At 56.6% G+C, this 26,740-nt stretch carries 27 protein-coding genes and 1 pseudogene; 6 read left to right on the forward strand and 22 right to left on the reverse strand.

From position 1 onward, the window contains the following. On the reverse strand, positions 1-302 hold a 302-nt coding region (gene hspQ, locus Q1B15_RS09700; protein ID WP_299753417.1), incomplete at its 3' end, for a heat shock protein HspQ. Positions 303-381: 79 nt separating this feature from the next. Here hspQ and Q1B15_RS09705 point away from each other — a divergent pair. Both Q1B15_RS09705 and Q1B15_RS09710 read left to right on the forward strand, forming a co-directional pair. Next, entirely contained in the window at positions 382-1,263 is an 882-nt protein-coding gene (locus tag Q1B15_RS09705; RefSeq protein ID WP_299753419.1) for an AEC family transporter, read from the forward strand. Between the two features lie 77 nt (positions 1,264-1,340). Beyond that, on the forward strand, positions 1,341-1,928 hold the full coding sequence (locus Q1B15_RS09710) for a lytic transglycosylase (protein WP_299753421.1): 588 nt from the start codon (positions 1,341-1,343) through the stop codon (positions 1,926-1,928). A 7-nt stretch (positions 1,929-1,935) separates the two neighbouring features. Here Q1B15_RS09710 and Q1B15_RS09715 read toward each other — a convergent pair whose 3' ends face one another. The 4 genes from Q1B15_RS09715 to Q1B15_RS09730 form a co-directional block, all read right to left on the reverse strand. Further along, positions 1,936-2,541: an outer membrane lipoprotein carrier protein LolA gene (locus tag Q1B15_RS09715; protein WP_299753423.1), complete on the reverse strand. Its 606-nt coding sequence runs from the start codon at positions 2,539-2,541 to the stop codon at positions 1,936-1,938. A 113-nt stretch (positions 2,542-2,654) separates the two neighbouring features. Beyond that, on the reverse strand, positions 2,655-5,375 hold the full coding sequence (locus Q1B15_RS09720) for a DNA translocase FtsK (protein ID WP_299753425.1): 2,721 nt from the start codon (positions 5,373-5,375) through the stop codon (positions 2,655-2,657). Between the two features lie 13 nt (positions 5,376-5,388). Then, a complete protein-coding gene (locus Q1B15_RS09725; RefSeq protein ID WP_299753463.1) occupies positions 5,389-6,567 on the reverse strand; it encodes an aminotransferase class I/II-fold pyridoxal phosphate-dependent enzyme in 1,179 nt (392 codons plus the stop codon). A gap of 117 nt (positions 6,568-6,684) precedes the next feature. Then, the gene (locus tag Q1B15_RS09730) at positions 6,685-8,007 is read right to left on the reverse strand and encodes an amidase family protein (RefSeq protein ID WP_299753427.1); all 1,323 of its coding nucleotides are present in this window, start codon (positions 8,005-8,007) and stop codon (positions 6,685-6,687) included. A gap of 86 nt (positions 8,008-8,093) precedes the next feature. Between Q1B15_RS09730 and Q1B15_RS09735 the strand changes: the two genes are divergently transcribed. Next, positions 8,094-9,317 carry an FAD-dependent monooxygenase gene (locus Q1B15_RS09735; protein ID WP_299753429.1) on the forward strand — a complete coding sequence of 408 codons (1,224 nt, stop codon included), beginning with the start codon at positions 8,094-8,096 and terminating at the stop codon, positions 9,315-9,317. Here the strand turns inward: Q1B15_RS09735 and Q1B15_RS09740 are convergent. The 9 genes from Q1B15_RS09740 to Q1B15_RS09775 all read right to left on the reverse strand — a co-directional run bounded on the left by Q1B15_RS09740 (position 9,314) and on the right by Q1B15_RS09775 (position 15,666). After that, positions 9,314-9,466 (reverse strand): Trm112 family protein, encoded by a 153-nt coding sequence (locus Q1B15_RS09740; protein ID WP_299753465.1) that lies wholly within the window; start codon positions 9,464-9,466, stop codon positions 9,314-9,316. The genes Q1B15_RS09735 and Q1B15_RS09740 overlap by 4 nt on opposite strands. 23 nt (positions 9,467-9,489) lie before the next feature. Beyond that, positions 9,490-10,134 (reverse strand): LON peptidase substrate-binding domain-containing protein, encoded by a 645-nt coding sequence (locus Q1B15_RS09745; RefSeq protein WP_299753431.1) that lies wholly within the window; start codon positions 10,132-10,134, stop codon positions 9,490-9,492. A 26-nt stretch (positions 10,135-10,160) separates the two neighbouring features. Beyond that, on the reverse strand, positions 10,161-11,078 hold the full coding sequence (locus Q1B15_RS09750) for a tetratricopeptide repeat protein (protein ID WP_299753433.1): 918 nt from the start codon (positions 11,076-11,078) through the stop codon (positions 10,161-10,163). A gap of 90 nt (positions 11,079-11,168) precedes the next feature. Then, positions 11,169-11,402 carry a hypothetical protein gene (locus tag Q1B15_RS09755; RefSeq protein WP_299753435.1) on the reverse strand — a complete coding sequence of 78 codons (234 nt, stop codon included), beginning with the start codon at positions 11,400-11,402 and terminating at the stop codon, positions 11,169-11,171. Further along, a complete protein-coding gene (locus Q1B15_RS23440; protein WP_366141704.1) occupies positions 11,386-12,006 on the reverse strand; it encodes a hypothetical protein in 621 nt (206 codons plus the stop codon). The genes Q1B15_RS09755 and Q1B15_RS23440 overlap by 17 nt, the downstream gene beginning before the upstream one ends. 18 nt (positions 12,007-12,024) lie before the next feature. Further along, positions 12,025-12,414: a hypothetical protein gene (locus Q1B15_RS23445; RefSeq protein WP_366141705.1), complete on the reverse strand. Its 390-nt coding sequence runs from the start codon at positions 12,412-12,414 to the stop codon at positions 12,025-12,027. A gap of 416 nt (positions 12,415-12,830) precedes the next feature. Beyond that, entirely contained in the window at positions 12,831-14,321 is a 1,491-nt protein-coding gene (locus Q1B15_RS09765) for an FAD-binding oxidoreductase (RefSeq protein ID WP_299753437.1), read from the reverse strand. 30 nt (positions 14,322-14,351) lie between these two features. Beyond that, positions 14,352-15,140 carry an exodeoxyribonuclease III gene (locus tag Q1B15_RS09770; RefSeq protein ID WP_299753439.1) on the reverse strand — a complete coding sequence of 263 codons (789 nt, stop codon included), beginning with the start codon at positions 15,138-15,140 and terminating at the stop codon, positions 14,352-14,354. A gap of 292 nt (positions 15,141-15,432) precedes the next feature. Continuing rightward, complete coding sequence (locus Q1B15_RS09775; RefSeq protein WP_299753441.1) at positions 15,433-15,666, reverse strand: hypothetical protein; 234 nt, start codon at positions 15,664-15,666, stop codon at positions 15,433-15,435. A gap of 166 nt (positions 15,667-15,832) precedes the next feature. On the opposite strand from Q1B15_RS09775, the pseudogene Q1B15_RS09780 reads away from it, so the two are divergent. After that, positions 15,833-16,147 (forward strand): annotated as a pseudogene (locus Q1B15_RS09780) (cytochrome b/b6 domain-containing protein); the annotation flags it as partial. An 86-nt stretch (positions 16,148-16,233) separates the two neighbouring features. On the opposite strand, the gene Q1B15_RS09785 reads toward Q1B15_RS09780, so the two are convergent. The 6 genes from Q1B15_RS09785 to Q1B15_RS09810 form a co-directional block, all read right to left on the reverse strand. Next, entirely contained in the window at positions 16,234-16,626 is a 393-nt protein-coding gene (locus Q1B15_RS09785; protein ID WP_299753443.1) for a F0F1 ATP synthase subunit epsilon, read from the reverse strand. Between the two features lie 13 nt (positions 16,627-16,639). After that, the gene (gene atpD, locus Q1B15_RS09790; protein WP_299753445.1) at positions 16,640-18,064 is read right to left on the reverse strand and encodes a F0F1 ATP synthase subunit beta; all 1,425 of its coding nucleotides are present in this window, start codon (positions 18,062-18,064) and stop codon (positions 16,640-16,642) included. A 21-nt stretch (positions 18,065-18,085) separates the two neighbouring features. Beyond that, the gene (locus tag Q1B15_RS09795) at positions 18,086-18,961 is read right to left on the reverse strand and encodes a F0F1 ATP synthase subunit gamma (RefSeq protein WP_299753447.1); all 876 of its coding nucleotides are present in this window, start codon (positions 18,959-18,961) and stop codon (positions 18,086-18,088) included. Between the two features lie 28 nt (positions 18,962-18,989). Then, complete coding sequence (atpA, locus tag Q1B15_RS09800; RefSeq protein ID WP_299753449.1) at positions 18,990-20,528, reverse strand: F0F1 ATP synthase subunit alpha; 1,539 nt, start codon at positions 20,526-20,528, stop codon at positions 18,990-18,992. Beyond that, on the reverse strand, positions 20,529-21,089 hold the full coding sequence (locus Q1B15_RS09805) for a F0F1 ATP synthase subunit delta (protein WP_299753451.1): 561 nt from the start codon (positions 21,087-21,089) through the stop codon (positions 20,529-20,531). A 284-nt stretch (positions 21,090-21,373) separates the two neighbouring features. Further along, on the reverse strand, positions 21,374-22,120 hold the full coding sequence (locus Q1B15_RS09810; RefSeq protein WP_299753453.1) for a hypothetical protein: 747 nt from the start codon (positions 22,118-22,120) through the stop codon (positions 21,374-21,376). A 63-nt stretch (positions 22,121-22,183) separates the two neighbouring features. Here Q1B15_RS09810 and gloB point away from each other — a divergent pair, with 63 nt between their 5' ends. Together gloB and clpA are read left to right on the forward strand one after the other, a co-directional pair. Continuing rightward, positions 22,184-22,945, forward strand: a complete 762-nt coding sequence (gloB, locus tag Q1B15_RS09815; RefSeq protein ID WP_299753455.1) for a hydroxyacylglutathione hydrolase — start codon at positions 22,184-22,186, stop codon at positions 22,943-22,945. A 174-nt stretch (positions 22,946-23,119) separates the two neighbouring features. Beyond that, positions 23,120-25,450 (forward strand): ATP-dependent Clp protease ATP-binding subunit ClpA, encoded by a 2,331-nt coding sequence (gene clpA, locus Q1B15_RS09820; protein WP_299753457.1) that lies wholly within the window; start codon positions 23,120-23,122, stop codon positions 25,448-25,450. Between the two features lie 417 nt (positions 25,451-25,867). Here clpA and Q1B15_RS09825 read toward each other — a convergent pair whose 3' ends face one another. Both Q1B15_RS09825 and Q1B15_RS09830 read right to left on the reverse strand, forming a co-directional pair. Continuing rightward, a complete protein-coding gene (locus Q1B15_RS09825; protein WP_299753459.1) occupies positions 25,868-26,167 on the reverse strand; it encodes a hypothetical protein in 300 nt (99 codons plus the stop codon). Positions 26,168-26,273: 106 nt separating this feature from the next. After that, positions 26,274-26,740: OmpA family protein (locus tag Q1B15_RS09830; RefSeq protein WP_299753461.1), on the reverse strand; the 467-nt coding region annotated here is incomplete at its 5' end.

Raw genomic sequence — 26,740 nt, forward strand, 5'->3', positions numbered from 1 at the left:
TAGTGACCGTCGTCAAAGTCGCCAAAGAATTCAGGCAGGTCGGGATGGTCAACGGGTTCGCCCGAATAATCGGCGATAAGGTTTTGTTCCGACACATAGGCCACGTAGTAGCTTTGGTCGTTTTCAGCCAGAAGATGGTAAAACGGCTGCTCTTTTTCAGGCCGGCTTTCTTCCGGGATAGCCTCGTACCATTCGTCAGAATTTGAGAACATTGCATCGACATCAAAAACCACACCGCGAAACGGATGCTTGCGATGGCGAACAACTTGGCCCAATGCGTATTTCGCACGCGTTTTGAACATAACAAAACCCCCTACCTATGTATTAATCTTAGCGAAGGCTCATGTCGAATAAATTGGTAGACTTAAAGGGAAACAGACTGTGAACGTCATCCTGACAGTGGTGGAAATCGTCGCACCTGTGTTCCTTTTGGCGGCCCTCGGGTTTGCCTGGGTGAGGCTTGGCTACGAGTATCGGCTCGACTTCGTGACCAAACTGGCAATGACCCTTGGGGTGCCTTGCCTGATCTTCGTTACGCTTATGCAAGCCGACATTGAAAACGAGGCACTGACAGCAATAGCGACAGCGACCCTTGCGGCCTATGCAATTGTTATCGTGGTATTTTTCGCGGTTACACTTGCTTTCAAGTTGGACCGTCAAACCTTCCTTGCCCCGCTCTCATTTGGAAACACAGGCAACCTCGGGCTGCCACTGGCGCTGTTTGCTTTTGGGGATCTGGGCCTCGGATATGCCGTTGTCGTCTTCGCTGTTATGGCGATCATCTCTTTCACTTTTGGCATTTGGCTTGTGTCCGGTGGCGGCAACCCGCTTTCTTCCCTCAAGGAACCATTGGTCGCAGCAAGTCTCGCAGGCGGACTTTTTCTTTGGATGGAATGGGAAACACCAACGGTTATAACGAATACATTGTCGTTGATTGGGCAACTCGGCATTCCTTTAATGCTTATCACCTTAGGTGTAGCACTCGCCCGCCTAAGCCCCAGCGACATCGCGCGGATGGTTTGGTTGTCCGCCCTAAAGGTCGTGATATGTGTCGCGGTCGCCTGGCCCATTGGACTTTGGTTTCAGCTAAATGACGTCGCATTCGCCGTTCTTGTACTGCAGGTTGCCACCCCCGTAGCCGTGACCTCGTATCTTTTGGCGGAAAAATATGGGGCTGATGCTGATTCTGTAGCGGGCCTTGTGGTTGTCTCAACGTTGATGAGCGTGGGCTTTTTGCCGCTGATCCTCGCTTTCGTTATCTAGCTCACCCACATTCTTGGTTTTCACAACGCAGAAAATCGGGTAAAATATCTCAAAATAATAAAATGAGCGAGTTAGGTATGAGCAGACCCCTTCGCGCCCTGGCATTACTATTGTTCGTCGCAGCTTGCGGCGGTGGCAATAAATATTCGGCGCCCAGAAACCTAGAGAACGCCTGTTCCATCGTGAACGAACGTCCGGCATACTTGTCCGCGATGAAGCGAACTGAACGCCGTTGGGGCGTCCCAGTTGCTGTTCAGATGGCAACGATCTACCAGGAATCCAAATTCATCGGCAACGCACGCACGCCCGTGCAGTATTCGCTTGGGGTGATCCCGATGGGACGACAGTCGTCGGCCTATGGCTATAGCCAGGCTTTGGATGGCACGTGGAGCGACTACAAGCGCGCGCGCGGAAGCTGGGGTGCACGGCGCGATGACATTGACGACGCCACCGATTTCATGGGCTGGTACTTTAACGCATCACGCGATGAACTTGGCATCTCGCTGTCTGACACGCGCAACCAATACCTTGCCTATCACGAAGGGCGAACCGGCTATCGCCGTGGTAGTTACAGGGCAAAAAGTTGGCTTTTAAAAGTGTCAAACGATGTCGCATCTCGCGCCGTGGTGTACGATGCGCAACTCAGGTCCTGCGAAAAGGTCTGAGAAGCCCTTAGCCTTTCCGGTTTTTTTCTTCGCGATTGATGTCAAACAGTCGCGCCGGAATGGGCACGCCTTGCGCGAGGTGCCCCAAAATAACCGTTGTTGTTGCACCCTGCGCGTCGCGGATCACCCATTGGCGCAACTCGACAGGGCCCTCGGTGAATTTCAGCGCGATTGATCCATACTCCGGATGCGCTGGATCTTGCGCTGTAACGATGGTCGCCGTCCCGTCAAACTCATGACCCACAACCATGTTCCGGCGAGCCAGATCGACATTGCGTTCCAGTATCAGATTAAGCGGCGTACGACTTAGGGGGTATCGCTCGGCTGTCCCGACATTCGACTTGCCATCGAAAATCCCGACTTGTCCGGCCCCAGCCATCACCAGTAAATCCGTCGGGGGATCATATTCAAACCGCATCCGCCCCGGACGCCGAATATAAAGCGTGCCAGTGGCAAGCGTGCCGTTATCGTTCACCTGCGTAAACGGCGATTGCGCCGTCTCAATCTTGTTAAGATAAGCCGAAATCGCGTTCAGTGAAAGCCGGTCGGCAAACGCCGGGCCCGCGGCCAATAGGGATGCGGCGCTGGACGCGAGGAATGTTCTGCGGTGCATGAGATACCCTTTTTGCCTGCTTGAAGTCGATATAGGGGGATCAGGCCCACTTCGCCACTGCTAGGCAATATCACGCCTTCGACAGGGGAAATCACGCCCCTGCCAAACCGCTTCTATGATTGCTCCGGCACCAGAATCTCGCGCTTGCCGACATGGTTCGCGGCACTGACCAAGCCGCTGTCTTCCATCTGCTCAACAAGGCGCGCGGCCTTGTTGTAGCCGATTGCAAGTTTACGCTGGATATAGGACGTCGAACATTTGCGATCCTTGATCACGATCTGCACCGCTTGATCGTAAAGCGCGTCCTCGCCGGTGGTGTTCCCACCAAGGCCGAGAACCAGATCAATCTCGCTTTCGCCGTCTTCGTCAGGACCTTCCTGAACGTCCGAGACATACTCCGGCGACCCGAAGCTCTTCAGATGGTTAACGATCTCTTCCACTTCCTGATCGGACACGAACGGTGCATGAACCCGCGTGATTTTCGCGCCGCCCGCCATATAAAGCATATCGCCCATACCCAGCAGTTGCTCGGCACCCATCTCGCCGAGGATTGTGCGGCTATCGATCTTGGAGGTGACCTGGAACGATATCCGGGTTGGGAAGTTGGCTTTGATTGTACCGGTTATGACGTCCACCGATGGACGCTGCGTGGCCATGATCAGGTGGATACCGGACGCACGTGCCATCTGCGCAAGACGTTGAATACACGCCTCGATTTCCTTTCCGGCAACCATCATCAGGTCTGCCATCTCATCTACGATCACCACGATATACGGCAGCGCTACGGGGGCAAATTCTTCGGTTTCGAACACCGGTTCGCCGGTTTGATCGTCGAACCCGGTCTGCACTGTGCGACTGAACATCTCGCCCTTTTTCAGCGCGTCGCGCACCTTGCCGTTGAAGCCCTCGATATTGCGGACGTTCATTTTCGACATCTTGCGATAGCGTTCTTCCATCTCGCCGACGACCCATTTCAGCGCAACAACCGCCTTCTTGGGGTCCGTCACAACCGGGGAAAGCAGGTGTGGAATGCCGTCATAGACCGACAGTTCCAACATCTTCGGGTCGATCATGATCATCCGGCACTCGTCCGGCGTCAGCTTGTAGAGAAGGCTGAGGATCATCGTATTGATCGCAACCGATTTACCCGATCCCGTCGTACCCGCAATCAATAGGTGAGGCATCTTCGCAAGGTTTGCCACCACCGGATCTCCACCGATATCCTTACCCAGGGCAAGCGGCAAACGGTGGCTTCCATCGCCATAATCGCGGCCAGACAACAATTCTCGAAGCACTACTTTTTCGCGGTTTTCGTTCGGCAGTTCGATGCCGATCACCGTGCGCCCCGGAACAGTAGAAACACGGGCCGAAAGCGCGGACATCGAACGCGCAATATCGTCAGCAAGGCCGATGACCCGGCTCGCTTTCAAACCCGGCGCGGGCTCAAGTTCGTACATCGTCACCACCGGTCCCGGGCGCACACTGACGATTTCGCCCTTCACCCCATAATCATCCAGAACGCTTTCCAGCATCCGCGCGTTCGCTTCCAAAGCCTCATCCGACAGATGATGGCGCACAATTTCGGAAGGATCGCTTAAGAGGCTCAAGGGTGGGATTTCAAATTCGCTGTCGGCGGTCCCGAAGTTCAATTGGGGCTGCGCTTCCGCCTTTGCCCGTTTTGACGGGGTCGCCTTGACCGGCTTATGCTGAACCACAGGGCGCGAGGATTGAAATCCGCCACCAGGCTCATTTTGCGTAACTACCAGTTCGGGCTCGGGCATTTCGCGTTCGGACAGATCATCCGAATAGGTCGCTAGCTCACCGAATTCGTCGAGCATCACCGTGCGCGGAACCCCGCCTCCCACAAGGGGTGGCTCGTCGCGAAGCCCATCTGGGCGGCGAACACGCGAATTCACGGCTTGTGTGACGCGCGCGCTTAGACCGTCCGGCGTGGTTTCAGGTAGCGCTACGGGTTCAACTGAAGGCTTTTTCTTCGTCAAAAGCGACGGGAGGTTCCCCAAGAGGCCCGGTTTTGCAGACGTAGGCGCACCTTCGCGGTAAGCACGGATCGCGCGCAATACTGCCGGGCTGACATCACCATGGTCAACTTCCGGCAAAACATCAGAGGCGGCACGGCGCTCGGCGGCACGGGTCCGTGCATCTGCGGCCATCTGAAGACCTCCCACTGCGCCACGACCCAACGCCGTCATCGCCGTTGCATAAAGAAGGATAGCACCGCCCAAAAGGTAACGTGCGTAGGCCCATAGTTCATCGCGCGTAAAGCCAAGCACAAAGCCGCTCATTGCAATGGCGCCCACAAAAAGGACTAACGCCATAGCCTTTAGACCGGTCCCCGGCGCCACAGGCAGGACGCCAAGAATCGCCCCCAAAATCGTATCGCCGAACAAACCGCCCAGTCCAAACGAATGGGTCCAGTCTGCGCCGGGCAGATGGGTCGATGCATAGATCGCCACCAAAGCCACGCCAATCGGCGCAAAAATCAGTCGCGCCATCGCGCGTTCTTCGCCGTAGTGAAAGAGGAACCGCAGCCCCCAAACGCCCAGAATAGCGGCGATAGCCCAACTGCCATAGCCTGCGATCACATAAAGCGGCGAGGCAATTGCCGCTCCGAAAGGTCCCAGAATATTGCGCGCGGGCGCGTCCGTAGCATTCAGCCAATTCGGATCATCGGGCGAATACGACCCAAGCATCAATGCCACCAAAAGCGCCAACCCTAAAAAGGTCAATCCAATCAACTCTTTGCCCCGGCGCTCAATTATTGCCTGGGTATCACTGTCGAAAAGAGGGTCACGATGCCTTGTCTGAAACGCCATGCTTACCTGTTCCTTACCTATAAATGCAGTCGCGGAGTGCCTCTAAACCGCGTTGCAATTCTTCTTCATTCAAAACCATGGCCACACGAATGTAGCCTGCACCGGGGTTTTCCCCGTCCACATCGCGCGAAAGATACGCGCCAGGCAAAACCCGGACGCCTGTTTCGCGCCAAATCTTCAAAGCCGCTGTTTCGCCGTCATCCACCGGAAGCCACAAAAAGAAACCTGCCTCCGGGGCCGCGCAACCGTCGATGTCTTTAAACACCCGCGCAGCAATTTTGTACTTCGCCTGATACCGCGCCCGGCTTGCATCAACGTGGGCTTCATCCAGCCAAACCGCCGTTGCGGCCTTTTGTAGCGGCACAGGCAACGGCGCCCCCCCATAGGCGCGAAGCTGTCGCAGAAGGCGGATCGTCTCGGGACCGCCCGCAACGAAACCCGAGCGAAGGCCCGGAAGGTTTGATCGCTTGGACAGCGAGTGAAAAACCACAACGCGCTCGGGGTCCATTCCCATTTCGGCCGCCATCTGAAGCGCGCCAACCGGTGGTTCGTTGCGCCAGATTTCGGAATAACACTCGTCCGCGAAGACCCTAAAATCATGCTTTTCAGCCAATGCCAAAAGCGTCCGCCAATATTCGCGGTCTGCCACGGCACCTTGTGGGTTCGACGGAGAGCAAATGTAGGCAACGGTTACACGGTCCAGAACGCTTGGATCGACAGATGTGAAGTCGGGCAGAAAGTCTGTCGCCTTGGTGCAGGGCAGAAAGACCGGTTCGGCGCCGACGGACAAAGCTGCGACCGCATAGACCTGATAGCAAGGGTTTGGCACAAGAACGACTGGACGCCCGCCCGCCTTCGTTTCAGGGCAAAGCGCCATCATCGCGTTATAAAGACCCTCACGCGTGCCGTTCAAAGCCATGATCTGATCAGACGGAACACGCGCATCATAGCGCCGCAAGAGCCAGCCACTGATCGCATCCAACAATTCAGGCGTGCCTTCATTGGGAGGATACTTGCCAAAACCGGCCGTATTGGCGGCAATCACATCCGCAACAAAATCGGGAAACGCATGGCGCGGTTCACCAATAGTCATATGCAACACGTCGCCACCGGGCGCGTGCACGTCTAGCAAAGCCCGCAGACGCGGGAATGCATATTCCGGTAGGCTCGAAAACCGCTCGGGAAATACCATAACTGCCTCAATACCGGGATCATTTTGCCCCGTTTCCCCGCAAGTTAGCCCATCGAGGGCCAAGCGGTCCACTGCGAAGACACCTTTTTCAGACGTACCACCCGAATATTGTGTCTTTTACGCCAGCGCGGCCTCTGCCGCCGCCCCGATCCGCAGGAGTCTTTCTTCAGAAGACCCTTGAAACAGAATGCCACAGGACGGCAAACCGGTCGGCAAAGTAACGCCTGCCAACCCCATAAGATTGCCAATGCGGGTGTTCTGCAAAGTCAAAAGGTTTTCCGCAGCGAAAAGGTCACCGTCTGCCGCAACTGCTGCGCGTTTCGGCGGCAATATCGGCACTGTGGGCAAAATCACCGCATCAAATCCGGCCGTGGCCGCGTTGTAGGTCGCGCGCAGCGCGTCAAGGCGTTGCCATGCCGCAACAAAATCGGCCGCTGATATGGACGCTCCGCTGCGGAACCGCTCGCGGACACGCGGATACATGGCATCAGGATTAGCTTCGATTACCGCCTTCCAGGTGCCATAGGCTTCTGGCGCGAACAACACACCAGCCAAACCCATCGCTTCAGAAACACACTCCAATTCAATCGGTTCAACCGCAGCGCCCGCTGCCTCCAAACGCTCAACAGCACTTTGAAAGGCCGCGCGTGGTGCGTCGCGCAAATTCTCAAAGGCGCTGGTCTTCAAAATAGCCAGTCGCGCACCCTTAAGCGTAGCGCCATCCAGCGACACTGCCGCCCCACCCTCCATGGCGGCCAGCAACAAGGAAGCGTCCTCGACCGTCCGGCACAAAGGTCCGACCGTATCAAACCTCGCGCAAAGCGGAACAACACCTTCCAGAGACAAACGCCCGGGTGCCGTCTTCAAGCCGACCAGGTCATTCCAAGCCGCCGGTGCGCGTACCGAGCCGCCGGTATCCGAGCCAATCCCTGCTGCGGCCAACCCAAAGGCAACCGACGTCGCCGCGCCAGACGACGACCCGCCCGACACCGCGTCTAAATCGTTCACGCATGGCGGCGATTGCGTCATTGGATTGAGGCCAAGACCAGAAAACGCGAGTTCCGTCATATGTGTTTTGCCCAAACAAACGATACCAGCGTTGGTGGCAGCCTGCAAAACACGCGCATCGCGGTCGGGCACGCGCCCTTTCAGTAAAAGCGAACCAGCTTCAGTCACGACCCCGGCGGTATCGTAAAGATCTTTCCAAGAGATAGGCACACCATCGAGCGGCGACCGCCTCAGACCCAATTTCGCACGCGTCGAAGCCGCTTTTGCCTCATTGCGAGCGCGCTGTTGGGTGGTGCGCGCATAAATTCGATCGGTGAACTGATGCTCTGCGATGGCTGCCAGATAGAGCTCGGTCAGATCAACGGGATCAATCTTACCTGCCTCGATCCCGCGTCCAAGATCAGCAGCACTTGCCCAAAGCCAGTCACTCATATCCAACGCCTCCCTAAACCAACGGCGCGATCGTAGCGGCACGACAACGCATGGACAATGCCACGCCGCCGCCCATATCAAACACCATGACCTATGACACAGATATTCTCATCGCAGGCGGCGGCCTTAACGGCACATCGCTGGCGCTGGCGCTGGCCTCGGCGGGCTTCGACGTCACGCTTGTCGATCCTTTGCCAAGCGATACCAGAGCGGCGCGCGATTTTGACGGGCGCGGATATGCGCTTTCAATCGCGTCTCAGCGGGTTTTGAAAGCCTTGGGTATCTGGTCCGCCTTGTCTGAAAGCGCACAACCTATTCTTGACATCAAAATCACCGATGGTCGCCCCGGCGAAGGTCCGTCTCCGATGATGTTAGCCTTCGATCATGCCGAGATTGAGGAAGGCCCAATGGGATTTCTCGTCCAGGATCGCTATCTTCGCCCTGCCCTTTTGGCCGCCGTGGACGCGGCAAGCATCAGACAATTGAATGAACGCCGGGTAGTGAGTCAATCGCCCGACAGCAACGGCGTCACGGTGACCCTAGATGACGGAAGTGCCCTTCGCGCCCGGATCCTTATCGGCTGTGATGGAAAAGCCAGCGGCGTCGCCACGCGCGCTGGCATCAAGCGGATGGGGTGGCAGTATGGCCAAACGGCGCTGGTTTGTGCAATCCAGCATGAACACGCCCACGAAGGCACAGCCCATCAATTTTTCATGCCATCCGGGCCGCTAGCGATCCTGCCCCTGACTGGCAATCGTGCCTCTATCGTCTGGACCGAAAAAACCGAGCGCGCGGCCGAGATACAGGGGCTTAGCGACGAAGCCTACCTTGAGATTTTGCGCCCACGTTTCGGTGATTTTCTTGGCGAAATCTCTTTGGTGGGAGAACGCTTTAGCTACCCGTTGGGACTGTCGCTCGCCCAGGATTTCATCGGGCCGAGGGTGGCGCTTGTGGGAGACGCCGCTCATTCTGTACACCCGATTGCAGGTCAGGGTCTGAACGCCGGGCTGAAGGACGTGGCGGCACTTGCAGAAGTTCTGGCGGATGCGTCCCGACGTGGGGAAGACATCGGGCGCGCCGATGTCTTTACGCGCTATCGTCAGTGGCGTCGGTTTGACACGGCAACGCTCGCCTTTGCGACTGACAGCTTCAATCGGCTGTTTTCAAACGATAACGGGATATTGCGCACGATCCGAGATCTCGGCCTCGGCGCCGCCAATGCGTTGCCGGGCCTACGTCGGGGACTTATCCGCGAAGCGGCCGGCCTAACCGGAGACCTTCCGCGTCTTGCCAAGGGGCAACCCCTTTAGTCAAGTTTGCGCGCCTCATCGACCAACATGATCGGGATGCCGTTGCGGATAGGATAGGCAAGATGCGCCGCCTTGCAGACAAGCTCCTGAGCCTTCGCATCATACGTTAGCTGCGCGCGGGTTTGCGGACACACCAAGGCTTCTAACATCCGCCGGTCAAATTTGTTTTCGGTCACTGCAATGCATCCTCTGTTCCGCCGCCCCGCATCGCAAATTCAATCAGGGTCAGCAACGTTTCCCGTCGCGTCTGCAGCGACGGTGCTTCCAAAAGGGCTTGCTTGTCTTCCGGCTCAAACGGGCAAAGCATCGAAAGCGAGTTGATCAATAATTCGTCCTCGGCTTCTTTAAGCGATTCCCAGTCCGTCTGAAGTCCATTGGACTCAAAGAAGCGATTAAGGGCGGAAAAGAACACATCCCGATCAAAGTTAGGGTCATGTTCCGTGGCCCCCAGATCCCGATCAAACCCCGTCCAACTTACCTTACAGCGGCGATATGGGGTGAAGCCGTCTATCTCTTCAATAACCCGAAAACGGCTTATCCCAGTCAGCGTAAGCATATAACGCCCATCATCGGTCTCAGTGAACGACGTAAGCCGGCCCGCACAACCAATAGCCTGCAACGAAGGACTGCCTGTGGGGCCGCCTTCTCGCGGTTGGATCATCCCGATCAAACGATCAGGCGTCTTCAGGGCATCATCCAACATCGCCAGATAGCGCGGTTCAAAAATATGCAGCGGCAATCTGGCGCGGGGCAACAACAGCGCCCCGGGAAGCGGGAAGACAGGGACCGTTTCGGGGAGATCAGACTTTGGGAACATTCCTTGTTACCTAGCCCATTTTCCTGTCAGGCAAAGATCATCGACGACAACTTTCGGCGTCCGTTCAACACGATAGGATCATTGGCTTTTAAGGCTTCAAAAATAGTGAACAGCTGGGCTTTCGCAGCACCCTCGTTCCATTCGCGGTCACGCCGGAAGCTTTCCAGCAATTGCGTGACGGCCTCCTCGGCGTCTCCTGCAGCATAAAGCGCCTGTGCCAGATCAAACCGCGCCTTTAGATCGTCCGGATCAGCATCGAGCCCAGCACGCAGCTCGTCAACCGGCCCAGCATCTGCAGCCTGGCGTGCCAACTCGATCTGCGCACGTGCAGCCTCAATCTCTGGCGCAGAGGACAAGGCTGCTGGAGCCGTCAGCAGAACTTGCGCCGCCTCATCGATCTGATCCAGCGCCAGATGGGTGCGCGCCAGACCGCCATAGGCAGCAGCGCTCTGCGGGTCCTCGCCAAGGACAGCCGCGAAGATCGAAGCCGCATCTGCAGCCGCGCCTTCTTCCAACATATTTTCCGCAGTTTCGAGGGCCTCTGACAGACCGCCGCCGACTTCGCCGCCTGATGCCACTATAGCCTTATCAATAAACGCCTTAATCTCAGACGCAGGCAACGCACCCTGGAACGCATCAATCGGCTGACCTTGCCAAAACGCGTAGACAGTCGGAAGCGATTGAACCCGCAGTTGTTGCGCAATTGCCTGATTCTCATCCACGTTGACTTTAACAAGCTTCACCGCACCGCCTGCCGCTGTCACGGCAGCTTCAATGGCAGGAGTAAGCTGGCGACACGGTCCGCACCACGGCGCCCAGAAATCGACGATGACCGGGACGGACTGGCTCGCTTCAACGACGTCGGCCATAAAGGTGGCCTCGGAGCTGTCTTTGATTAGATCGCCCGCTGGGGCGGATGGCGCAGTTGGATTGAGTTCAAGCATTTTCGTCCCCGGTATTAAGTGTTGCACTTTATATGCGAACGATTGCGAAAAGACCAAGGGGGCCCGCCGCGATTTCCCAAGCTCAAAACTCTACGAAAGCGCCGCTTTTTGTACCCGCGTCAACGGCAAGCCCCCGGTCAGACCGGCCGGAAGCACAAGCCACGCGCCAGCCGCGTAAAGTTTGGCCGTCATAGCCGAGGCATTCTGAATTGTAAGTCCCGCAAGCGCCGCATCCGACAATCGCTTGACCGTCGCCGTCACAGCGATCCAGGCAAACAGGATGATCGGCAAAACCGCCAATATGCGCTTAGCAGTCGTGAACATGTTCCAGCCTTAGCCCATTCAGCGCCCGCAGGCGATCTGCGAGATCGCGCACTGGCACCACAATCAAATGTCGGTAGTCGCCGTACCCCTGACGGCGAACGCTATACAAAGCGCCGTCAATTTTCTGTAGATCTGAAAGAGCTGTGAGCAAAACCTGATCGTTCCCCGCTATTTCCCGAATATCCGCACCAGCGGCCGAAAGACGCTCCAGAATGACGGAAAAGGCGCGATAGCGATCGGTTTCAATCTCGATCCCATCCCCAAGTAGGCCGATGATCGTTATGCCTGCGATGTCGGAAAGTATTTCGTTCGCCACGCCCGACACTACCGAGCGGAGCCGCAAATCATCAGCTCCCACGCCAGCGACCGCCGCCTCAATGACCCCAGCATAGGTGGCTTTTGCGCCGTATTCCGCGCCCAAAGCGAACCGCCGTTCCCGGTCCCGCAAGCTGTCCCCGGACAGATCCGCCAGCGCTTTCGCATTCGTCGCAAAATCCCACTTATACCAAGGCGATTGCTGCAAGAACGCGCCGTAAGCGGCGGCTTGGTCGGCACTGAGATCATCAAGCGGCGTACGTTCTGCACCCCGCAGCCAAACAGTCACGCGACCGCGAGTTTCCCTTTAGGCCGCTTTTGCCAGAAGTTCGGCAGTGAAGCTGACGCCGATCGTATAGATGGTCGCCTTGGTATCGCCAGTGACACCGCCCATGCTTGCCGCAGCTTCAGTCAGGGGACAAAGCGTTCCCCAAAAGCCAGAGATCGCCCGCAGATAGCCGAATTCATGTGGAGCCCCTGTAGTAATAACTCTCGCGTATTCGTCGTAGGCGTGAGCGATATGCCATTCTGGATAGGTCAAAAGCGTCCGGCTTTCGGCGCGCTGCCAATTCGGATCAACGATAAGCGGTTGATATCCCGTTCCCGAAGGTTCGCCGCGACACGCCACCTCGATGTAGATCGGAGGGGCGACCAACCCGATCAGGGCAATCCCCAAAGCGAACACCAACCGCTTCACCCATCGCCAAAGAGACGTCACTTCGCGCGATAAAGAAAAAGCCCCGATGCCAATGCGATCCCGCCAAGACAGATGTGCGGCAGGTTCGCCAGAATTTTGAAACCAAACGGAACGTCCTGAAATCCAAGGTAAAGATTCCGAAATCGAGATACCCCGACCCGGTGATCAAGCCCATCACCTCATCGCCCAGATAAAGCGCGCAAAGATCACCAGAAACATGCGCGCGGCACGTGCCGACATCAGACCTGCCACCAACGCCCAAATCGCAGAGGACAAGTGCAGTGAGTCATCAAAGATATCTCACGCGAAAACGCCAAAAGCCACGCCATCAGCATCCGTGATGCCGGGGATGTAGTTCAAAGAGGCCGCGCCCAGCAGCACAACAAAGAACCCGATGGAGATGCACTGGTGAATGGTCATGCCATATCCGCCAAATAACGATCCCAAAACCCGTTGCGGAAAACCAAATCAGGATCGTAAAATCTCTTCTCGGCGACAAATTTCTCGGCGTTCGGATACCCACGCCGAAATTGCTGGTTCGTCGCATGCGGGCGATACGGCAAGTAATACGTGCCACCTAAATCAAGCACACGATCGATAAGGGCTTGCGTCATACGCGCGTGATCCGTTTCCGCGCGTTGCGTCATTTCTTGGCTGAACAGCAGCGCACAGGCGATCCGGGGTGCGGGCGCATAGGCCAAAACACTCTCTTCGTCCCCGGCAACATAGCGCAAGGTGATGTTCAAAAGCTCTTGATAGCTTGAAGGGATAACTTCCTGACATGCAGTCACAAAATCCGCAAAACGTCCCGGAGGAACAAAGTATTCATGCAGGATATCGGTGCGTGTCGGATCCTTGTCCTCCAAGGTCACAACCGGTTCATTAATCAAGGAATTGCGACTTACCGGACCGCTTGCGAACATCGTCCCCAGACCCGTTTCAAACCACCAGCGGAGATCCTTCGCCCTTTCGTTTGCGACCTGTGCGCGAAAGACATGGCGAGATAATTGACTGAGAGTGCCCGAGCCGCTTGCCGGTGGCACGATGTTTTGATCCGCGGCGGCGCGATAGGTGATCACCATTGCATCTTCAAAGAAGGTGTCGCGATCAACGTTAAGACGACCGTAGGCCATATTTACATCTCCAGATTCAATCGCTCCCACAAAGAACGGCGCAAAATCGCGGGACGGGACCTTCCGGAAGGTCGGTTCCAGATTGAGGTTCGGCTCTGCTTCGACCTCAAGTTCGATCACCGCGCCGGTCAGTCCGTACCCGCCCATGGTCGCGAAGAATAACGGTGCATTTTCCGTTCGTGAACACCGCACCAACTCGCCGTCGGGACGTACAATGAACATGCTGCGCACAGTGGATCCCATGGGACCATGAGGCGCTGGCCAGCCATGTGCATTGACGCAAAATGTCGCCGCCACGCCAAAATCATTGTTCGATTGCATGACTTTGGGTCCAAACCCAAGCGGATCTAACGCTCGAATCACATCACTCCAACGGGCACCGGCATGCACACGATAGGTCGTCCCGCCCCGATTGATTTGGGTAAAGCCATTGTCGAAAGTCATCGCATGACCGTTGGTCGGGATCGCGTGTCCGCCCATCGAATAACGCCCGGCTCCGACGTTGAAAGGGCGTCCTTCATCGCGGGCGGCGGCTATCTCGGCGCGGATTTTATCAGCAAGGATTTCTGTCGGGTTTTCTACCGCGACGGTGTGCCGGAAAATCGGAGTTTCACTTAGAAGACTGGCGTCGTTCATTGTGCCGTCTGCGCCAACTGGCTGCAAAGAGGTCGTCCCCGCCAGCGGGGGGCGCTTCGATGTTAGTTTGGCGCCTGCAATGCCGCCGACAATGCCGCCGCCGGCAAGAAGAATAGCGCGTCGTGTCAATTCGCCCATATCTAACCCCTTCTCTGTTCGGTACTGACGCTACAAATCGAATGTGGCGAAAACCGGAGCATGATCGCTTGGCTTTTCCCAACCGCGAGCTTCGCGCAACACGCGGCTTCCATGCCCTGCATTCGCGATATCGGACGTCGCCCAGATATGATCAAGACGTCGGCCCTTGTCTGCGTCTTCCCACCCCGGCGAGCGGTACGACCACCAGCTATAAAGTTGTCCGTCAGGGATATCCTGGCGCGTGATATCGACCCATTTGCCAGCATCTTGTGTAGCTCCAAAATGCTCGACTTCGATCGGTGTGTGGCTCACGACCTTCAGAAGCTTCTTGTGATCCCAGACGTCATCTTCGCGCGGCGCAATATTCAAGTCCCCGACAAGAATGGATCTTTTAGGAGACTCCGCGTGGAACGCATCACGCATTTCAGTCAGGTAATCGAGTTTCTGGCCAAACTTGATGTTCTTTTCACGGTCCGGAATGTCGCCCCCGGCTGGGACGTAGAAGTTATGAATTGTCACGCCGTTCGCAAGCCGCGCGGCGACGTGGCGGGCGTGGTCGAGGGAGGCGTAGTCAGCCCCACCGGCATCTTCCAAGGGGAGCTTCGACAAGATTGCGACGCCGTTGTATCCCTTTTGACCGCGGGCAACCATGTGGCTGTAGCCAAGGGCTTGGAAGGCTTCGAGGGGGATTTTCTCGACGGGCGATTTGCATTCCTGAAGGCAAAGAACGTCGGGGGCTTCTTCTTGCAACAGCTTGCAAACAAGGACCTCGCGGAGGCGAATGGAGTTAATGTTCCAGGTGGCAAGAGTGAAGGACATGGGGGCTCCGTTCGGTTTTGGGTTGGCGCGAGAGTAACAAGCGCCTGCGTCGGGGACCACGGACAATTGGCAATGTGGTGGGCAACGCACGGTCAAAAAATACACTGTGCAACCGGCAAGAGATTATTGGCGTTATTTTGAAGGGAATGGGAGAAAAGCGCACGTCGGTATCACGTCGATGCAACGGCAGCATTCCGTCGGGGCGCCTAGATGCGAACGGTGGCGGGATGCGTGAGATGTGGTAGCGGCGTCAAGAGGTATTGAGTGGATGTTATGGGGGCGGTCGCTGAGTTTAGGCACCCAGAACTTGCTCAAGAATGTCACGAAGGTCTTTGCGTTGCTTACCCGTAAGGCCTGCCACCAGCTCCGCATTCACTTTTTCGACGCTCCCGAAAAGCGTTTGACTTAAAGCGCGCGCCGCATCCGTGGGGTAGATGGTATGCGTCCGCCGAGATGTCGGATGTGCGCGGCGTTCCAGCAGATTTTCTGATTCCAAATGATCGATGGCACGGCTGATTGCGATCATGATCGTCGGCGGACCAATTGTCGGGGGCAGTTTCTAGCGGAAACGCCAAACTCTGAACCATTCAAAATAACCGCTCTGACCGTGCATATAAGCACAGGGATGCTGATCCTTGTCTTGATGGTGGTCCGGCTGATCGTGCGCATGGCGAAAGCCCAAGCCTCCCCACGCGGATATCGGCAATGACCTTTTGAACAAAGGCGCAGCGGCAGCACATTGGGGGGTCTATGTGCCTGGTTTTGCCATGTGTATTTCGGGACTGGCCACCGCAAATATCGCGGGCCTTCCGGCTCTCGTGTTTGGCGGATCGGGCGAGCCTTTACCTGCCAGTTTTGATGATATTGCGCCGCGTGTCGCGCACGGCGTTATTGCCACGCTGCTAGGTTTGCTGATCCTCAGGCACGGGGCGGCGGGTCTTTACCACCAGTACGCGCGCATAGACGGGCTTTTGGGGCGCATGTGGTTCGGAGGTCGCGGCGCGTAAGACCGTCAGCGGCTTTGTTGATCAGTCGATGTTCAGGACGAAAAAAAGGGCCCCACGGGGCCCTTTGTCATTCTTATATCGCTGTTTTACAGCGCGCCCCTAAGCGCCATCAAGTCCGACAGACGCTTGGCCGCTGTGTCGACAGCGTCACCTTCGGCCGCGTCACGGGCAGCCTGCGCCTTGGCGACACGCTCGTCCATGAACTCGGCCGTAACTTCGCCTTTTGGCAGGGCCTCTTCCGCCAGCACGGATGTGCCCTCGGACGAGATTTGCGCAAAGCCGCCGGTTACGACGAATTCCTGCGTGCCGCCGTCCATCTCGACCAACAGAACGCCGGGGCGCAACGTGGTCACAGTTGGCGCATGGTCGGGCATAGCCGTCATGTCACCATCCGCCCCCGGAATTTGCACCGCTTTGGCCTTACCCGAGACCAGACGGCGCTCCGGTGAGACGAGATCGAATTGCATCGTGTCAGCCATTGGCTTTCACTCCTTAGGCAGCCTCGGCGGCCAGTTTCTCGGCTTTCGCCTTCACGTCGTCAATGCCGCCAACCATGTAAAAGGCCGCTTCCGGCAGGTGATCGTATTCTCCGGCAACAACCGCTTTGAACGACGCGATTGTGTCTTCCAGCTGAACCTGAATACCGTCCGAACCGGTGAAGACTTTTGCAACGTCGAAGGGCTGGCTGAGGAACCGCTCGATCTTACGGGCTCGGGCCACGGCCAGTTTGTCTTCTTCCGACAGTTCATCCATGCCGAGGATGGCGATGATGTCCTGCAGAGACTTGTAGCGCTGGAGGATTTGCTGAACGTCGGTAGCAACTTTGTAGTGCTCGTCACCGATGATGAGCGGGTCAAGCAGGCGCGAGGTCGAGCCAAGCGGGTCCACAGCGGGGTAGATGCCTTTTTCCGAGATCGCGCGGTCAAGAACCGTGGTCGCATCAAGGTGGGCAAACGAGGTTGCAGGTGCGGGGTCGGTAAGGTCATCGGCGGGGACATACACAGCCTGAACCGACGTGATCGAGCCGGTCTTGGTCGACGTAATACGTTCCTGCATAGTACCCATGTCGGTGGCCAGCGTCGGCTGGTAGCCCACAGCGGACGGGATACGGCCCAAAAGCGCGGAGACCTCGGAACCCGCTTGTGTGAAGCGGAAGATGTTGTCGACAAAGAACAGAACGTCCGAACCGCTGTCATCTCGGAACTGCTCAGCCAGTGTCAGACCGGAGAGCGCGACGCGCATACGCGCACCTGGAGGCTCGTTCATCTGACCGTAGACCAGTGCGATCTTCGAGTCGGAGAGGTTATCGGGTGTGATAACGCCGCTTTCGATCATCTCGTGGTAAAGGTCGTTGCCTTCACGGGTCCGCTCACCAACACCGGCAAACACGGACACACCCGAGTGCACTTTGGCGATGTTGTTGATCAGCTCCATGATAAGAACCGTTTTACCAACGCCTGCACCACCGAAGAGTCCGATCTTTCCGCCCTTGGTGTAGGGTGCGAGCAGATCAATGACTTTGATGCCAGTCACCAGAAGTTCGGTTGCTGTTGACTGCTGGTCAAATGCAGGTGCGTCGCCGTGGATCGCACGACGCTCTGTCGCGTTGACCGGGCCTTGCTCGTCCACAGGCTCGCCCACGACGTTCAGGATGCGACCCAAAGTTGCGTTGCCAACTGGGACCGAGATCGGTTCGCCCAGGTCCGTAACGATCTGGCCGCGGACCAGACCTTCGGTCGCGTCCATAGCGATTGCGCGAACTGTGTTTTCGCCCAGGTGCTGAGCCACTTCCAGAATCAGTCTGTTACCGTTGTTATCGGTTTCAAGCGCATTCAGAATTTGGGGCAGCTCGTCGCCGAACTGCACGTCAACAACAGCGCCAATGACCTGGGTCACTTTGCCTTTTGCGTTTGCCATATCTCTGGTCTCTCCGGTCGTTTAGAGCGCTTCCGCGCCCGAAATAATTTCAATCAGCTCGTTCGTGATCACTGCTTGACGCGAACGGTTATATTGGATGGTCAGACGATCGATCATGTCGCCCGCATTTCGCGTCGCGTTGTCCATGGCGCTCATCCGTGCGCCCTGCTCGGACGCCGCATTCTCAAGCAACGCCGTAAAGATCTGCGTGGCGATCCCGCGCGGCAGAAGATCAGCGAGGATCTCGGTCTCGTCGGGCTCGTAGTCGTAGACGGTCGACTCGCCGGCATCGTCTGGGACTTCGAACAACGCAGGAATGATCTGCTTTTCGGTCGGCTTTTGCGTAACGACGTTTTCGAACTCGGAATAGAAGATCGTTGCGACGTCGAATTCGGATGCGTCAAAGCGCGTCAGCACTTCTTCCGCGACGATTTGAGCATTGGCGTAGCCAATACGCTTGATGTCGCTAAAGTCGACGTGGCCGATCAGATGAGCACCAAAATCACGGCGCAACTGCTCGCGGCCCTTCTTGCCGACAGTCAGGATCTTCACCGTCTTACCTTCGGCGACCAACTTGGTGGCTGCAATCTTCGCGATCTTGACGATCGACGAGTTAAAGCCGCCGCAAAGTCCACGTTCCGCAGTCATGACAACCAACAGGTGCGTTTGATCACCGCCGGTGCCGCTCAGCAGCTTCGGCGCGCTGTCGCTGTCGCCAACGGACGACGCAAGTTCGGCCATCACAGCGTTGAACCGCTCGGCGTAGGGCCGGGCCGCAGCCGCAGATTCTTCCGCCCGCCGCAGTTTCGCGGCGGCGACCATCTGCATCGCCTGCGTGATCTTCCGGGTCGATTTGACCGAGCTGATCCGATTTTTTAGGTCCTTGAGGTTGGGCATCTATCCCTATCCTTCCGGGCGATTAATCTCAGGCGAAATCTTTGGCGAAGTCTTCGATCGCAGCTTTCAGCCTGTCGGCTGCATCGCCTTTGATCTTTGGATCGTCGTTGGTGATCCAATCAATAACGTCGCTGTGCTTTGCATGCATATGCGCCAGAAGGCCGCTCTCAAAGCGGCTGACGTCCGACAAAGGAAGTTTGTCAAGATAGCCGTTCGTGCCGGCGAAAATGGCAACCACGATCTCTGCATTGGTCAATGGCGAATACTGCGGCTGCTTCATCAATTCGGTCAGACGCGCGCCACGGTTCAGCAGACGCTGGGTCGAGGCATCAAGGTCGGAACCAAACTGTGCAAAGGCGGCCATTTCACGATACTGCGCGAGCGAGAGTTTAACAGGACCAGCGACAGACGACATCGCTTTTGTCTGAGCAGAAGAGCCCACACGCGACACCGACAAACCGGTGTTCACAGCAGGGCGGATACCCTGGAAGAACAATTCGGTTTCAAGGAAGATCTGACCATCGGTGATCGAGATCACGTTGGTTGGAATGAAAGCCGATACGTCGCCACCTTGGGTTTCGATGATAGGCAGAGCCGTCAACGAGCCACTGCCATTGTCTTCGTTCAGCTTGGCCGAACGCTCCAACAGGCGGGAGTGAAGATAGAATACGTCGCCAGGGTAGGCTTCGCGGCCCGGTGGACGGCGCAGCAAGAGCGACATCTGACGATAGGATACAGCCTGCTTGGACAAGTCATCATAAATGATCAGCGCATGGCGGCCATTGTCACGGAAGTGCTCTGCCATCGCGGTTGCCGCGTATGGTGCAAGGAACTGCATCGGTGCCGGGTCGGATGCGGTTGCCGCCACAACGATCGTATACTCCATGGCGCCGCTCTCTTCGAGGCGCTTTACCAGCTGCGCCACTGTGGAGCGCTTCTGGCCGATCGCCACGTAGACGCAATAAAGCTTTTTGCCTTCGTCGTCGCCTGCAGCTTCGTTGTAGGACTTCTGGTTCAAAATAGCGTCAAGTGCGACGGCAGTCTTGCCAGTCTGACGGTCACCAATGATCAATTCTCGCTGACCACGGCCAATCGGGATCATTGCGTCAACGGATTTGAGGCCAGTCGCCATTGGTTCGTGAACCGATTTACGCGGAATGATACCCGGCGCTTTTACGTCAGCGACACGACGCTCTGTGGTCTCAATCGGACCTTTGCCATCAATCGGATTGCCAAGGCCGTCAACGACACGCCCCAGAAGCGCGTCACCTGCAGGCACGTCTACGATCGAATTCGTGCGCTTTACAGTGTCGCCTTCTTTAATGTCGCGGTCAGACCCGAAGATGACGATACCGACGTTATCGCTTTCCAAGTTCAGCGCCATGCCCATGATGCCGCCAGGGAATTCGACCATTTCACCGGCCTGGACGTTGTCGAGGCCGTAGACGCGGGCGATGCCGTCGCCAACGCTCAGCACGCGGCCAACTTCGGCAACTTCGGCTTCCTGGCCGAAATTCTTGATCTGGTCCTTCAGGATCGCAGAAATTTCTGCTGCTTGGATCGCCATTTATCCGACCTCTTTCATAGTGTTCTGGAGTGCTGCGAGCTTGGAACGAACCGACGTATCGATCATTTTCGAGCCCACTCTGACAATTAAACCGCCGATGAGGCTTTCATCGACGGTAACATTCATTTTTACAGTTTTGCCAACCGACACCTTCAGCGTTTCGGCAAGCTTGGTTCTTTGATCGTCACTGAGCGCGCGTGCGGCCTGCACCTCGGCGGTGACTTCGCCTTTTTCGTCCGCGATCAGATCCCGCAGAACAGCCATCAGATGCGGCAAGACGAAGAGGCGTCGCTTGGACGACATCAACTTCAGGGTAGAGGCGACAGTATCGCTCAGGCCCATTTTGTCGGCGAGGGCGGCGATGGCGCGCGCCTGATCATCGCGACTGTAGATCGGCGAATGGATCAGCGCTCGGAAGTCTTCGCTGTTGTTCAGCGCGCCTTCCAGCGTGTCGATATCGCGTTCCAGCGCGTCGAGCGCATTGCCGTCCTTGGCCAGCTCAAAAACGGCTGAACCATAACGGGCGGCAATACCGGTCGAGATTGACGATGATTCTGACACGAGACCCCTTCCGCGTAATTCTTTTTGTTTCCTTGCGACATAGCACTGACAGACTGCCAACCAAGCCGCACATCCCCAGCCCGGTCGAGCGACCGCGCCTCAAAATCAGCGGTGATGTAGCAGAGCCTGTTTGACCCGGCAACCGGGTATTGGAGATTGTCGGGGGCCGCCAGATTGAGCAATGTCAGACACTTAGCCAAAGGTGCGACGGTTTGCGCAATTCTAAGGCACTGAAAAGATGCACTGATCCACTTTTTCTCACGTTGTCAGCCTTTAAATTGGCCCTAAACTGGCTTTGCGCCGGGTTGTTTAAGTCCGTCCAAAACGCGCAAGGGGCGCCGTATCGCCTCGCTCAGGCCCGGACGGGGCGGGGCTGGTACCTGCTTTTTGACCTCCACCATCAAGACACCGCCCGCAAACCGGTTTGAGACTTTGCGCCCCAGCTTCTCCCACATCTCCCCGGTTTTCAGCCAAAACGGCGTCGCACTTGGGGGTTGATAAAGGGCTGCAACATGGCGCGTCGGCAGCAGGCCCATAACACGCAACTGCGCTTCAAGCTGGCCAAGCGAGAAAGGCCGACCAAAGCCGAAAGGTGTGCCATCGCGTCGCGCCCAAAGCCCCACGCGGTTCGGCACGATGAACAAAGCGCGGCCTTCTGGCGCAAGAACCCGGTAACATTCTTCCAGCAACTCAATTGGATGTTCGCTGGCCTCTAACCCATGCATCACGATCAGCTTGTGGATACTGTCAGTCTCGACAGGCCACTGCGTTTCTTCGCAAAGCACCGACACGTTCGCCATGCCAGCAGGCCAAGGCATCACCCCCTGTTGTCCCGGCATCAGGGCGGTGACCCGGCGCGCCTCGCTGAGGTAGGGTCGCAACAATGGTGCTGCGAAGCCGAAACCGGCGACGTTCTGCCCTTTGGCCTCGGGCCACAAAGTTGTAACCTGGGCGCGGATAGCCGCCTGAGCACCGCGCCCCAGTTGGGTACGATAATAAAACGTTCTAAGATCGAGCACATCGAGGTGCATTGCGCTCTGCCTTCTTTTGGCTGAAACTTCCTGAAAACCATATAGGGTTAAATTTACATTGCCATGACATTTGATCTGATCACAATTCCCTGCCGGACCGATAATTACGCCTTTCTACTTCATGCGGACGGCAAGACTGCTCTTGTCGACGCGCCCGAGGCTGGACCGATTATATCGGCGCTTGCGGACCGGGGTTGGGGGTTGGACGAGATCTGGATCACCCATCACCACGACGACCACATTGACGGCGTCGACACGTTGCGCCGGAAGTTCGGCGCAACAGTACGGGGAGCGAAGATCGATGCGCACCGCCTGCCGGAGCTTGACCATGCCCATGTCGACGGCGACAGCTTCGATTTTGCCGATTTTCCTGTGACCGTAATGGATGTGTCGGGCCATACTCTCGGACACGTTGCATTTTACGTCGCGCAGGCGAACGCTGTTTTCACCGCAGACAGCTTAATGGCGCTTGGGTGCGGCCGCTTATTTGAAGGCACTCCGGACACAATGTGGAACAGTCTTTCACGCCTGGCAAACCTCCCGCCGGAAACAACGGTCTGTTCCGGTCACGAATATACCGAAGCCAATGGCCGGTTTGCCATCACAATCGAGCCGGAAAATCCCGATTTGGTACAGCGCATTTCCGACATCAAAGTGGCCCGCTCCGCGGGCCAACCTACCGTGCCTTCAACGCTAAAACTTGAGCTTCAGACCAATCCTTTCCTGCGCGCGGGATTGCAGAGCCTGAAAGACACCCTAAATATGAGCGGAGCCACAGACGCAGAAGTCTTCGCAGAAATCAGGCGTAGAAAAGATTCTTTCTAAAAATGCCATAATTTTCTGCGATTTACGTGGTAAAATGCGTCACAAAGTAAAAATGTGATGTATCGCAAGGAAAAATGTCTTGAAGCTCGGCGAAACTAACCGAAGTCTAAGACTATGAGGCCACGGTATGGTGGGGCCTGTCCCGCCGGACCTATAATGTAAGGAGCACAGAGCGTGCCATCTTTTTCAAAGACGCTCGAAGATGCGATCCACGCGGCACTGGCAATCGCCAATTCGCGCCGCCACGAGCTTGCAACGCTGGAACATTTACTTCTGGCCCTGATCGATGAACCTGACGCCGCCAAGGTGATGCAGGCCTGTTCCGTTGATCTGGAAGAATTGCGGAAGACTCTGAACGATTTCATCGACGATGATCTGTCGACACTTGTAACAGAAGTTGAAGGGTCGGAAGCCGTGCCAACCGCCGCCTTCCAGCGTGTGATACAGCGCGCCGCAATCCATGTGCAGTCTTCGGGCCGCACGGAAGTTACCGGCGCAAATGTGTTGGTGGCAATCTTCGCCGAACGCGAATCTAATGCGGCGTATTTCCTGCAAGCACAGGACATGACCCGCTACGACGCCGTCAACTTTATCGCTCATGGCGTTGCGAAGGACCCGTCCTTTGGCGAGAGCCGGTCGGTGTCTGGTGCGCCTGAGTTTGACGACGAAGCCCAGGCCGCGGCCGGATCGTCGGAAGCGGAACCCAAAGAATCTGCTCTGGCTAAATATTGTGTCGATCTGAACGTGAAGGCAGAAAAGGGCGATGTTGATCCGCTGATCGGGCGCCACGAAGAGGTCGAACGCTGCATTCAGGTGCTGTGCCGCCGCCGCAAGAACAACCCGCTTCTGGTGGGTGATCCTGGTGTCGGTAAAACGGCCATTGCCGAAGGTCTGGCGCGTAAAATTATCGCCAAGGAAACACCGGAAGTGCTGCTGGGCGCGACCATCTTCTCGCTCGATATGGGCGCGCTTCTGGCCGGCACACGCTATCGCGGTGACTTCGAGGAACGTCTGAAAGCCGTCATGACCGAGATGGAAGAGCATCCCGATGCGATCCTGTTCATAGACGAAATTCATACCGTCATCGGGGCTGGTGCCACGTCTGGCGGCGCGATGGACGCATCCAACCTTCTGAAGCCTGCGCTTCAAGGCGGCAAACTGCGCTGCATGGGGTCGACCACGTACAAGGAGTTCCGTCAGCATTTCGAAAAGGACCGTGCGTTAAGCCGCCGGTTCCAGAAGATTGATGTGAACGAACCGACTGTTGAGGACAGCGTGAAAATCCTCCTCGGCCTGAAGCCGTATTTCGAGGAGCATCACTCGGTCAGCTACACCGACGATGCCGTGCGCACCGCGGTTGAATTGTCCGCGCGTTACATCAACGACCGGAAGCTACCGGATAAAGCAATCGACGTGATCGACGAGGCGGGTGCTGCACAGCATCTGGTGCCAGCTGACAAGCGCGACAAGATAATCGACGTCAGACAGATCGAAAACGTGGTCGCCAAGATCGCGCGCATTCCGCCCAAGAACGTCTCGAAAGACGATTCTGCCGTGTTGAAGAATTTGGATGCCTCGCTGAAGCGCGTTGTGTTCGGGCAAAACGATGCCATTGACGCGCTGTCGTCTGCGATCAAGCTAAGCCGCGCGGGTCTGCGCGAACCGGAAAAGCCAATTGGTAACTATCTGTTCGCCGGTCCAACGGGTGTCGGTAAGACCGAGGTCGCCAAACAATTGGCGGACGTGCTTGGTGTCGAGCTGCTACGCTTTGACATGTCGGAATACATGGAAAAACACGCGGTCTCGCGTCTGATTGGTGCGCCTCCGGGATATGTTGGCTTTGATCAGGGTGGTCTTTTGACCGACGGTGTCGATCAGCATCCCCATTGCGTGTTGTTGCTTGACGAGATCGAGAAAGCGCACCCCGATGTGTTCAACATCCTGCTTCAGGTCATGGACCACGGCAGTCTGACAGATCACAACGGGCGCAAAATCGATTTCCGCAATGTCGTGCTTATCATGACCTCGAACGCGGGCGCGGCTGATATGGCGAAAGCTGCAATTGGCTTTGGTCGCGACAGGCGCGAAGGCGAAGATACAGCCGCGATTGAACGTATGTTCACGCCGGAATTCCGCAACCGTCTGGATGCGGTGATCAGCTTTGGTGCGCTCCCGAAGGAGGTTATTCTTCAGGTCGTGGAGAAGTTCGTGTTGCAGCTTGAAGCACAGCTTATGGACCGCAACGTCCTTATCGAACTGACCCGTCCCGCAGCGGAATGGCTTGCAAATAAGGGCTATGACGACACCATGGGCGCGCGCCCTCTGGGACGCGTGATCCAGGAATACATCAAAAAACCGTTGGCTGAGGAGTTGTTGTTTGGCAAGTTGGCCAAGGGCGGCATCGTCAAAGTGGGCGTGAAGGAAGGCAAGTTGGACCTTCGGATCGAATATAAGACGAAGCGGATTTCACCGAAGAAAAAGCCGCCTTTGCTGACGGCTGATTAAGTGTCTTACGTTTTATTTGGAAAGGCCTCGCAATTTGCGGGGCCTTTTCTTTTGATAAGTGACCGCAAGCACACTTCTTCAATAAGGGACCCCAATGTTCGCCCGTTTTTTAGATAGTCTCGTCGTACATGCGGTCCGCTTTGCCGCAATTGCTCTGTACCCAAGAGTGGTGTGGCTGAACATGCCCCATAGCGGCAATAGACGGCTACCAAATTCCGCCGACCCGATTTCCACTGACGATAAGTGGCTGTGACGAAGAATGTTTGACAGAAACCCAGCCTGTACCGGGGTTTCGGACAAGCTGACGCGTTTGTGGAAAACTCCGCGGAAAGAAGCCTCTTCAATGGAATTATCTTGATATCAACCGCAAATTGTTTGGGAAGCGCTTCATGCGGCGCGCCACGAGCGAGATAAAATCTATACCTTCGGCGCGCGCGGTGCGCGGGTTGTGAAGATATTCAATCGTCTCGGTGAGATGTCTGGGGTATGGACGAAAATGACAGTCTGAAGCCAAGTGATGCGAACGCCTTGGTAGATCAGAACCGCGCGAACCTTCCATTGCCTGACTGTAGCGATGCAGCCGTAACGATATCTCGCCAGATCGGTGCGCATTTCGGTCACATGCGGGTAGATTTGATAAGCGATGGCACGTCGCTTTGGCTTGGCGAGCGTGCTGTGTACAACCTCTCCGGAAACTTCAATGGTATAGAATCGCACGAGAATGAAGCTCTCAGCAAAGCTTGGGATATTCGAAAAAGCAGGTTTCTGACGGTGCCGCAAACCGGTTGGCGCAAAGTTTGTGCAGCAGCGCTTTTACGGCGCCTCAGCGCTCGGTCAGCTTAAGCTCGATCCGGCGGTTTTGCGCGCGTGCCTTGGCGCTGTCTTGCGAATTAACCGGATGGAATTCACCAAAACCTGTCGCCGCAAGGCGGCCCGGAGGAAAGCCCAACTCGTCCGTCAGATATTTCACCACCGACAGGGCGCGCCCTTGGCTGAGTTCCCAGTTGTCGGCGAACTCACCCGCACCGCCTAAAGGTTCATTGTCGGTATGGCCATCGACGCGGATGATCCAGTCGATGCTGCTTGGGATAAGAACCGCGACTTCGGCCAGGACGTCGGCAACACTGGAAATTTGGATTTTACCTTCGGCGGACAGCGTAGCTGATGCGCTTTCAAACAAGACCTCGGAAGAGAAAACAAAGCGATCACCGACAATCCGTATTTCTTCCCGGTCCCCCAGAACCTGCCGCAAGGTGCCGAAGAATTCCGACCGGAAGTCTTCAAGGTCGG

This window comes from uncultured Boseongicola sp. (assembly GCF_937988555.1).
GTDB lineage: Bacteria > Pseudomonadota > Alphaproteobacteria > Rhodobacterales > Rhodobacteraceae > Boseongicola.

What these genes read in the sequence shown, in the direction of transcription:
- Q1B15_RS09710 (WP_299753421.1), top strand. Translation starts at nt 1,341, where the DNA reads ATGAGCAGACCCCTTCGCGCCCTGGCATTACTATTGTTCGTCGCAGCT.
- Q1B15_RS09715 (WP_299753423.1), bottom strand. Translation starts at nt 2,541, where the DNA reads ATGCACCGCAGAACATTCCTCGCGTCCAGCGCCGCATCCCTATTGGCC.
- Q1B15_RS09720 (WP_299753425.1), bottom strand. Translation starts at nt 5,375, where the DNA reads ATGGCGTTTCAGACAAGGCATCGTGACCCTCTTTTCGACAGTGATACC.
- Q1B15_RS09725 (WP_299753463.1), bottom strand. Translation starts at nt 6,567, where the DNA reads ATGGTATTTCCCGAGCGGTTTTCGAGCCTACCGGAATATGCATTCCCG.
- Q1B15_RS09730 (WP_299753427.1), bottom strand. Translation starts at nt 8,007, where the DNA reads ATGAGTGACTGGCTTTGGGCAAGTGCTGCTGATCTTGGACGCGGGATC.
- Q1B15_RS09735 (WP_299753429.1), top strand. Translation starts at nt 8,094, where the DNA reads ATGACCTATGACACAGATATTCTCATCGCAGGCGGCGGCCTTAACGGC.
- Q1B15_RS09740 (WP_299753465.1), bottom strand. Translation starts at nt 9,466, where the DNA reads ATGTTAGAAGCCTTGGTGTGTCCGCAAACCCGCGCGCAGCTAACGTAT.
- Q1B15_RS09745 (WP_299753431.1), bottom strand. Translation starts at nt 10,134, where the DNA reads ATGTTCCCAAAGTCTGATCTCCCCGAAACGGTCCCTGTCTTCCCGCTT.
- Q1B15_RS09750 (WP_299753433.1), bottom strand. Translation starts at nt 11,078, where the DNA reads ATGCTTGAACTCAATCCAACTGCGCCATCCGCCCCAGCGGGCGATCTA.
- Q1B15_RS09755 (WP_299753435.1), bottom strand. Translation starts at nt 11,402, where the DNA reads ATGTTCACGACTGCTAAGCGCATATTGGCGGTTTTGCCGATCATCCTG.
- Q1B15_RS09765 (WP_299753437.1), bottom strand. Translation starts at nt 14,321, where the DNA reads ATGGGCGAATTGACACGACGCGCTATTCTTCTTGCCGGCGGCGGCATT.
- Q1B15_RS09770 (WP_299753439.1), bottom strand. Translation starts at nt 15,140, where the DNA reads ATGTCCTTCACTCTTGCCACCTGGAACATTAACTCCATTCGCCTCCGC.
- Q1B15_RS09775 (WP_299753441.1), bottom strand. Translation starts at nt 15,666, where the DNA reads ATGATCGCAATCAGCCGTGCCATCGATCATTTGGAATCAGAAAATCTG.
- Q1B15_RS09785 (WP_299753443.1), bottom strand. Translation starts at nt 16,626, where the DNA reads ATGGCTGACACGATGCAATTCGATCTCGTCTCACCGGAGCGCCGTCTG.
- atpD (WP_299753445.1), bottom strand. Translation starts at nt 18,064, where the DNA reads ATGGCAAACGCAAAAGGCAAAGTGACCCAGGTCATTGGCGCTGTTGTT.
- Q1B15_RS09795 (WP_299753447.1), bottom strand. Translation starts at nt 18,961, where the DNA reads ATGCCCAACCTCAAGGACCTAAAAAATCGGATCAGCTCGGTCAAATCG.
- atpA (WP_299753449.1), bottom strand. Translation starts at nt 20,528, where the DNA reads ATGGCGATCCAAGCAGCAGAAATTTCTGCGATCCTGAAGGACCAGATC.
- Q1B15_RS09810 (WP_299753453.1), bottom strand. Translation starts at nt 22,120, where the DNA reads ATGCACCTCGATGTGCTCGATCTTAGAACGTTTTATTATCGTACCCAA.
- gloB (WP_299753455.1), top strand. Translation starts at nt 22,184, where the DNA reads ATGACATTTGATCTGATCACAATTCCCTGCCGGACCGATAATTACGCC.